At 45.3% G+C, this 9,385-nt stretch carries 2 protein-coding genes and 1 pseudogene; all 3 read right to left on the bottom strand.

From position 1 onward, the window contains the following. Window positions 1–2 precede the first annotated feature (2 nt). Window positions 3–407: a hypothetical protein gene (locus tag GGR08_RS07135; protein ID WP_183194650.1), complete on the bottom strand. Its 405-nt coding sequence runs from the start codon at window positions 405–407 to the stop codon at window positions 3–5. Further along, window positions 404–8,414 (bottom strand): annotated as a pseudogene (locus GGR08_RS08710) (hemagglutinin repeat-containing protein). Before GGR08_RS08710 ends, GGR08_RS07135 begins: the two are co-directional and overlap by 4 nt. Window positions 8,415–8,438: 24 nt before the next feature. Then, a partial coding sequence (locus tag GGR08_RS07125) for a ShlB/FhaC/HecB family hemolysin secretion/activation protein (protein ID WP_183194649.1) occupies window positions 8,439–9,385 on the bottom strand: 947 nt, incomplete at its 5' end.

Raw genomic sequence — 9,385 nt, 5'->3', positions numbered from 1 at the left:
ACTTAAGGCTGGCATTTGCGACTATTTTTATATTTTTTACAAAAAGGGCTGTTCAAGCGCTTCTTGACACTGCGCTGTGGAACAACAGCGCCTGGACGACAAATGGGCAAGTTTTCAGCTTTATGATTTCCACACCAGCCTCCCCCCACATCATATTTATAGCGAAATCCCGCTTGGAGCATGCAAGCATCAATGGTTGCATTTGCATTATTACTGAGCTTTCTACTTTCTGGATCCTTATCATAAGGAGTTGGCATACCGCATTCTAACAAGGCTTTTCCTATCTCCGTAAAATCTGCTCCTGGCTTCTCCCATGCCCCTATAGAAGATATGGGAGTTTTATTAAACTGGCACCCAGCTATACTTAACAAAGTTACAGCACTTAATAATTTTACGATGTGTTTCATTTTTTACTCCATGATTTACTTGAAGGAACTTGTTCACGATGAGATGAGCCGTAAAGCATGTTGCACATACGCCCCGCATCTCCAAGACAGGTATGGGAGCTTATGGGATTCATGATCACTCTCCACCATTCTGTCCAAACGTTACTACCAGTAGGCACTGTCTCGTAAGTATAGCCATTGCCGCCAATAATTCTGCTGACAAGATCAAATCTATGCCCATCAAAGCCAATCGTGGTTTGTTTGCCATCACTCACATAACCTAACAGACCGGATGCAACTAAAACATTAGCCGCTGGTCCATAGAGATTGATAGTCGTGTTTTCGTTGGCTATACCGTGCACACCTTCTTGTTTGAAAGAATTCAGCATATTTCCCAATGTCATTGTCCCGCGACTATGGCCATAAAGTTCTAACCCTGTAATACCATGGCTATACACCAAATCTTTTGCTTCTTGTGTGGAATTGGTCAGACCCCAAAAGTTATTTTCCATAAACTTCTGATAGCCCGCGACCAGAAGCTCTGAGATAGCAGAATCAGCTTGGGGGAACACAACAAAATAAAGTGGTTCATTTTTATTCGCCGCATGTTGAACCGCATAAACAGCGGCTTCCTCTGGTGGTGTAAAGATGCCATTAAAGGAGACATGCACCTTGCCATCAGCACCTTCTTGTAAATGCTGCTTTTCTTCATCCGTTAAATAATGAAACTTCGGTATTTTTTGTCCACGAGCGTCTTTGATATACTGTCCATTTTCATCTTTTTTATAGATTATATTGCCCTTTTCATCACGGTCGACAACGGCGATGGGGTGCTCTTTGATAAACATGGTTTTATAGGAGTCATCGCTGTATTTAAATCCTTCTTCTAAGAGTTGAGTTGCCATTTCACGGTTTTCATGGACGATTTGTTCCAGCTTGCCTACATCGAGCTGTTGTACACCCTTATGGGCGCTAGCAGTATCCCGATTAAGGGAGGCTATGGCTTGCTCAACATCTTGCCCTGTTAATGCCTTCTGCCCTGCTTCATCAGTAATGACGATAGTGCCATTGCTGATAGCGGATTTGGTATATCCTTCCTCTGAATCTTTAGCTTTTGAATGATCTAAGACATTTTTGACAATGTTTTTCCCGACACCATATTTGCCCTGATACATCGGACCACCCGCCGAAATGCTTAAACCTTGACTGCTAGCTTGCGCATGGGCACTGTTGCTGATATCATTGGTGCTAATGCTTCCTGTGGTCAGGCTGTTTTTTTCTGCCGGCGCAGTGCTGGCAATAAGCCCCCCAGTTAGGGTCGTTTTATCTTTAACGTTGATCTTAAAGCCGCCATCACCCGCTTTGATACCTGACTGCTCCACAACACTATGATAATCACTAGAGGATTTATCCTTGTTCAAGGCAATATTAGTTGTGGCTGTACCATCCTTTTTCCCACCATTAAAGCCAACAGAAACAGAGTGTTGCTTGCTGGAACTTTGTCCCGTATCACTGCGGCTGGTAACGGAGAAATCACCCCCTACTTCCATCTCTACACGATTTCCAGAAACCACGGCGCCTGCCAATGTGGTGTTTGCCCCACTCGTGGTATGAACTGTGCCGGTGCCTATAATATGGCTGTTCTTGTGATGCACTTGTTCACTGGACCCCTTGCCTTTACCAAAAGAAGCATTCCCCATCCACCCTGGACCACCGGTACCATAACTATACCCAACATTCATCGAAGCGCTTTGCGTGTGGTTTTGTGTGCTTTGCGTATTTTGCGCACTTTCAAAGGCGATATCTTTACCTGCTCCCATGGTGATATTCCCGCTTTGTTCATCATTGCTTTGCATCGGGTTTATACCAGCAATAATATCGGCTCCAACACCATGGATGCTGCCTTTGTGGGCTTGCATATTAACAGCGCGTCCTGCTTCTATTGTACCTGTTAGCGCAGTAGAGGTCTCAACAGAGGCTTCTGCCTTCTCTGTCTTAAAGCCTACGGTTACACTAGCAGAAACATCAGCAATATCACGAATAGACTGTTTGTTTCCACCTTTCATCCCATTATAAAGACCTTTGCCTTTGTTATAGAGATCATAGCCTTTTAGACCAGCAATAAGACCATTGCCGATTTTGTGTTTTGTATCCCCATGACCAAAACGTTTGACTGCATCCTTTACATCTTTTACTGTACTAAGAATGCCCACATTGACAGAGCCTGTCACACCAGCAAAAGATTTTTCATGCTGTTCTTTTGCGTTAGAGGTATCATAGCTTTCTGATAGGGTGATATTATTGCCAGCATCAATGTTGACATCACGATCCGCCGAAACAATGGCTGCTTGCATATTTACATCATTGTCAGCAGTAATCTGCACATCTTGGCGTGCCGTGATGTGTGATTGTGTGGAAGTGGTTTCCCATTGATCGCCCGTATCTTTGGCGCTTGCAACCCCAACACCTACAGAAGCACCGCTGTTGTTCTTTTCAAACTGAAACCCAAAGCCTGTACGTTCTTCCTTTGAGCTTGAGGAATGGCTATTATGACCAACAAGCACATTGACATCACGAGCTGCTGAAAGGTTAATATTCTCACCTGCAAGATCAGAGCCAACAATTGTCACATCTTTTTTCTTGGCAGTGATGTTGATCGTACCATCCGCATTGAGAGATGAACCTTGATGCTCAAAACTCTCTTCATTTTCTGTCTTTCCCTCACTCCCATATATCGACACAAAGCCCTTGCCTGATCCCACACCAAAACCCGTTTCATGAGTCTCTGAATGGCTCTTATGGTGGTCCGTCATGCCATCAATCGTCACATTTTCTGCTGTCACATGAATATCTTCATTTGCAAACATATGAGAAGCAGTGATTATGGTCTCTTTGTCTGATTGCGTGATAATGTTTCCCGTTGCCCCAAGGATAGAGGAGACCGTTGTGGTATGCGATTGAGATGTATCGGACGATTTCTCATGCAAAAAGCCACTTGATGACGATTGCGCTTGCTGATCCAAGTGTTCTTGGGCGCCTTTGATAGTAATCTTTCCCCCAGAGTGAATGGTAATATCCGCTTGTTTCTGATCTCCTGGTGCTTTCTCTCCTGACGTTTCCTCTGCCTTACCGGCTATGAGCGTCGAGGCGACAACTTCCGTGTTGTTTCCGGAATCAATGGCAATGCCTTCACCCCCTGTTATGCTTGACCCCACAACTTGGCGCACATCCATCTTGTTATGCTCAGATTTGCTGCTACTAAACACCCCACCCTCTTTGTGATACGACATCTCATAATGTAAGCTATCCTCTGCATTATTGATGAGAATATTGTTGCTGGCTTTCAGTCCTACCTTGCCATCAGCCGCAATGGAACTACCTGTAATGCTAAGATCATGCGGTTTGCCATCCTGCCCTGCAATGACAGTGGTGTCACCTCCCGATTTTATCGAAGAGCCAACCGCATGAGAGGCTTGCATGTCCACTTTCGTGTTTTTAGCGCGAAGATGATACTCCATCTCATCGTTTCTTACCCCTATCGCTATCTCCCCTTGGGCGCCAAGAGCAACATTGCCCTTGGCATCTATATCGGAAGCCGCCATATGGATATCTTTTCCAGAGAGAACAGTGGTCTCTTTTCCAGAACTTAAATGAGAGCCATTGTGCACCGCGACATGAGATGTTTGATCCCCGCGATGGCTATTGGCACTGTTGCGTGTGGCATCAATCGAAACATTCCTCTCAGCTTGTAAGAAAAGTTTATCCTTTGTTTGAACACCAGAGCCTAAAATATTCAAATCTTGTCCAGAGGCAAGTGTCGTCGAGCCTCCAGAGTTGACTTCTGATTTATGATGCATGGTGGCATCACCCTGTTCATCATGGTAATGGGTTTCTGCTGAACCGATCGTCAAGTTGCCTTGTTCTGTAGCCATGGCAAGATCACCTCCGGTAGTGATCCCCACCCCTGAGGCGGTGATATCTTGTTTGGCAATCACCGTTGCATTACCACCAGCAGAAAGCGCCTCGGTGTTTAAGACGGTCTCCACGCCGTCAACCGTTGTGCGCCCTGCATCCAAACGAATATTCTTCTCCGCAAGGATAACAGCATCACCACCCGCTGCAAAATGCCCTCCTTGACTGAGGATATCCCCACCATGCACATGCAATTGGTGGTTTGCCGCAATCCGCCCTGAATTGGTTATTGTGGAAGTGCCTGTATTCTGGCTGGTGATATTCACATCATCGCCCATGATCAAAGCCCCAGCAGAAACAAAGGAGGCTCTGTCTTTTTCAGGGATATAAAGCACCGGAGCATAAACATCCATGCCCTTGACCTGTTGGCGCACATAAATCACCATCGGGGCTTCTAGGGACGCCAATTGTTCTTCACTCAAAGCCTCACCAAAGTGGAGATTGTGGGATTTTGCATAGTCTGCCCCGACATCCAGCAAGGTTTTGACTTGTTCAATGGCATCACTTCCAGGAATAAAGGAACCTTTGCCCAACCCTTGACCGACCAGATCACGCATTATCAGGATTGTAGCCAATTCTGTTCAAATAATAAGCTGAGCCATAAAACTTGCCAACATCAAGGAATTCTGCCCGCGTTTCATAAATAAAATTCTGGTTGGGCAGCGTGCCCCCAACCCCACCCGATTGGGGCTTTGGTAAAGGGAGCCCCTCAGAAAGTTCCCCTGCATTATTGAGATCCACTTTTGGTGTAAAGAGAGCACCAGCCCCGGTTAAACCACTTAAGGACTCCAGTGGATTGCCTTCAACTGCTTGTGCTTTAAAATGCGCATCCCCTGTAATCGAACCTTCCGCTGCCGTGTTATTGAGTTGATCGACCACCAAATTCAACGTGCCACCCGCTTGGACAAGACCAGGAGCTGCATCAAGAGCTTCTGAACCAGTATGGCGATCCTTGCCATCGGCTATATCTAAAGAAACATCGCGGCTTCCATCAGCTTTATAGCCATAACAATAACCATCCTGGGTATTGGCATTACAACCCAGATAAGTTTTTTTATAAGCCGTTGCACCCAGATTGGTCAGCACACCAGCGTGGATATCGGCATTTCCCCCTGCTTCTATAGAGCTATAATGGTTGTCAATGGTATCAGCGTTAATGATGAGATTGCCACTAGATTGTATTACCCCCGAAACAGTTGGTTTATGCGAAAATGCTTGTGTGACAGTCTTTTCTGTCATGTGTGACCAGTCTTCGTTTATTGACCCAAACCATCCTCCCTTCCGCCGAGAACCATTCCATACAAACTCTTCTATGTCTCCTTTTCGAGCATTATGTTTCCAAGTAAATGCCTTATAGACTGTCCCATCTTTTAAAGTTGCCGTGCCATAGGTTCCTTCTTTGTTATTCCAAAGTTGTTGCTCAAATATAAAGTGTTTTGGACCTACTGCCCCATGCTTTCTCTTAGAAAGTTTTCCCTTTCCCCAACGATCCCAGTCTATATCATGATATAAAGGTCTGCCATCGAGAAAATTATATTTGTCTGGTTTTTGGAAAGAAATATCGCTATATTCCGTTTTTTCCGTGATGACAGGCGTGCTATCGGCTTCGTTTTTTAGAGTGTTGGTTTGGATATTTAAGTTTCCACCAGCTTGAATCAAGCCTGCTTTGTTGACAAGCGAAAGGCTTTTTCCGCTGCCAGCTGCATTGGTGAAAGATAAATCACCTTCTGCCATTATAGTGCCAAAATCATTCAACAAAGCCCCATCAACTTGTAAAGCACCATTGCCCTTCACATAAATTAAGCCCGTTTTGTTGTTGGTCACATCCCCCGTCACGCTAAAGACTAAATCCTGCCCCGATGCCAATTGACCGCTATTTCCAAGCTCCCCCGTTTTGATCACGAAATCTCTGGCTGCTAAAACAGAAGTTGTCTCATCAACCATAACGCTTGGAGCAACAAAGAGAATATCTCCAGTCCCTCCCTGATCTGTCACGGCTTGTAGCCGCGCATTGTGAATATCAAGGGCATTGGTGCTTTGAAAATCTAAACCGCCATAAATCAATTCGCTCTCTGAGATATCAATATGATCTGCAATTAAATACAGCGTTTGCGGCGTGTAAATATGAGAACGATTATTGCTTAAATCGAGAGTTGTTGCCGTCAACCTCACATCCCCCTCAGCAGACTGCACATTCTCAACACTGATCTCTCCTGATACCGATGTCAATGTTGCGTTGCCATAGCCTATGACCTGATCATAATAGATGTCGTTGCCTGCAAAAATTTCAATATTGCCACCACTGGCAATCTGACCAACCTTCACCCCTTCTTTTGCTGTAATCAAAAGAAAGCCCTTTTCATCTAAAACAAGATCCCCTGAACCGCCCGTAGAAACGACACCTGTCATCAGTGTGCCTGCATCAAGGCTGCCAACCTTTAAAACAGCTTCTGCACCCGTCATCAGCGAAGAAAAGTCAACCGCCTCACCCTCAATATTTGCCTTGCCATAGGCTAAAAGTTGTCTAAAATGAACGGGGGCATTTGTTGCTGGTTGTGCTTGAATGACAACATTTTGATGCGACAGAATTGTTTGAGAAACAGATAGCCCGTTATGAGAAACCAGGGTGCTATCTCCTGCCCCATAAACACTTTCAGCGACAATCGCACCTTGAATGCTCTGGAGATCAACATCCCCTTGGGTGCCAAGAACAACAACACCAGCAGCACCCGTTGCCGCCATATCAACCCCACCGGCTAAAAAATGAGCTTGTATATCACCACCGGCATGCGCCTTGAGCTTCCCTTGCGCTAAAACAATCCCCTCAAGCTTCAAGTCTCCGCCCGATTCAAGAGCCATATCAGCGCCTGACCCTAGCCCTGAAACTTGAAGTGTCTGGCGCGAAGAAAGCTCCATATTGCCCCCAGAGGTTGCCTTACCGGCAATCGATAAAAGCCCATCCTGCGCCTCTATCTTCAAATGACCATCAGCGCCAACGGTTTCTAACGTCACATCCTTATGGGCGGCAATATCAATATGCTTTTTCGAGGTGATGTGTTTTGCCAATACGCTCTGGCTTTTCGATTTGAGGACAACACCCCCATGACCAAAAACATTCTTCAACGAGATTTTCCCGTCAGCAGAAAGATGCAACTGCCCCGCATTGGCTGCCATATCATGGCGCATGCGAACCCCAACACCTTTTTCTGTTGCCACAAGTTTTATTCTGTCCGCCTGTAGAGCCCCCAAAGCAGAACCATCTATCGCATATTCTGGTTTACCGGTAATATCGGTCAGTTCTTTCATTTCCCGTAAAGCATAATCAAAGTGACCTGTTCCTGCTGTCACACCAATCTCTTTGCCCGCAACAGGTCCTTCAAAATGCACCGTGCGTGAGACAATATCGACAATATCAACAGCCCCCTTGCCAGAGAAAAAATTGGCTCCCTTGGTGCCAAAGATGATGTCCCCACCTCGTACCTCAAAGCCTTTCAAAAAACCGCTCGCATCAATTTCGGGTACACCTGTGGTTAAAGTCGCATGGGGCGTATTGATAAAGCCACAACCATTACAGCTTATCCCATTGGGATTGGCTATAACCACATCGGCTGGGCTTCCAAAAACCTCTCCTGGACCATGAAGCGCACTGCGCTTACTGCTGGTCACTTCATTTAAAATCACTTTCGCCGAACCCGTGAAACGCAAATGCGGATTGCCCGGCATAATGCCCCCCAACTGCGATTGCCCCACTTCTTGCGCGTGATTGTTCCAAATCACTCCTGCATTGCCAATATTAAAATCATCATATTTATTGTGCGATAAGCCCTTGCCATTGGGGGTAACAATATCAATCGAGGGAACCCCATTGGGCGCTGCTACTATATCTGGTCGATGGGCGGCATTAGCGTTAGCATCAATTGAAATTTGTGCCTGTAACACTGAAGGGGCTAACAAACAAGAAAAACCAAATCCCCCAAATAAAACCTTTTTGAGCATCGTACCGGAAACTAAAACACCTAATAAAGCTGCTCTTTCTTCTCTCTTCTCATATCTCATGCTTTAACTACCAAATCAAAACGCTTAAAGTTCCATTGTTAATGTCATAAAAAATGTTCCTGACTTTTTGTGCTTAACTGTGCTCCAAAAAATACTAGAATAACTGGCATCAAGAGAAACCATACCTCCCGCAAACTTGACACCGGCTGTCCAACCGGCAAGCTGGTCACTCTTAATCCCATATAAAACTTGCGAAAACACACGCCCATAATCCAAACCAAAATAAGGGCGAAGTTCTCCAAAAACTTTTTTGAAGGTTGCGTGATTGCTCCACGGAATAGTGCGCAGCAACAAATCATTCCGACTAAAAAAACCGTTATTGCCAAAAAGCAAACTCTCACGCGTGCCACGAACATTGGAAGCCCCTCCCAACGAAATCTGTTCAGCACCCAATAAATTATGCGGTGAATATTGACCACTTAAAAGATTGCTCAATATAAAGTTCAAGCTCCCTACCTTAAAAGGCGTCATGACACTAAGCGTACCGGTAAATTTGGCAAATTGTGGCTCCGCATCCCCTGCCCCTGGCGCATATTTCTTTACTGAATGAAACAAGGGAAGACCTTGCAAATAACTCACATCAAAGGTCCAAGTCCCACCCAACATCTGGCGCGAATGCGAAATCCCAAAATTGGCGACACTATATTGACGGCTGCCAACCTCTATCTTATTGCCTAGAAGGTAATTGTTGGTTCTTTTATAGGAAAGCCCCACATTCAAAGTTGTCAGAGAAACACTATCACGGTAAAGAACCCTGCTTGTACTGGCATGTAATTCACTGGAATCCCCCGTCGTCTCAATATCGGTAAAATTGCCAGGGATTATGCTTTGGTAATTATAAACAGTGCCATTCAATCCAAAGGTCCAATAACCGTGCGGAATACTCACACTCGCTGAAATGTTATTACTATGTCCTTCTTGCTTGCTTCCACCCCAATAATCGGGCTCACTGTGTTGATAGTTAAAATCCC

Source organism: Bartonella fuyuanensis (assembly GCF_014197255.1).
Lineage (GTDB): Bacteria > Pseudomonadota > Alphaproteobacteria > Rhizobiales > Rhizobiaceae > Bartonella > Bartonella fuyuanensis.
This window is presented reverse-complemented; position numbering and strand designations above follow the sequence as displayed.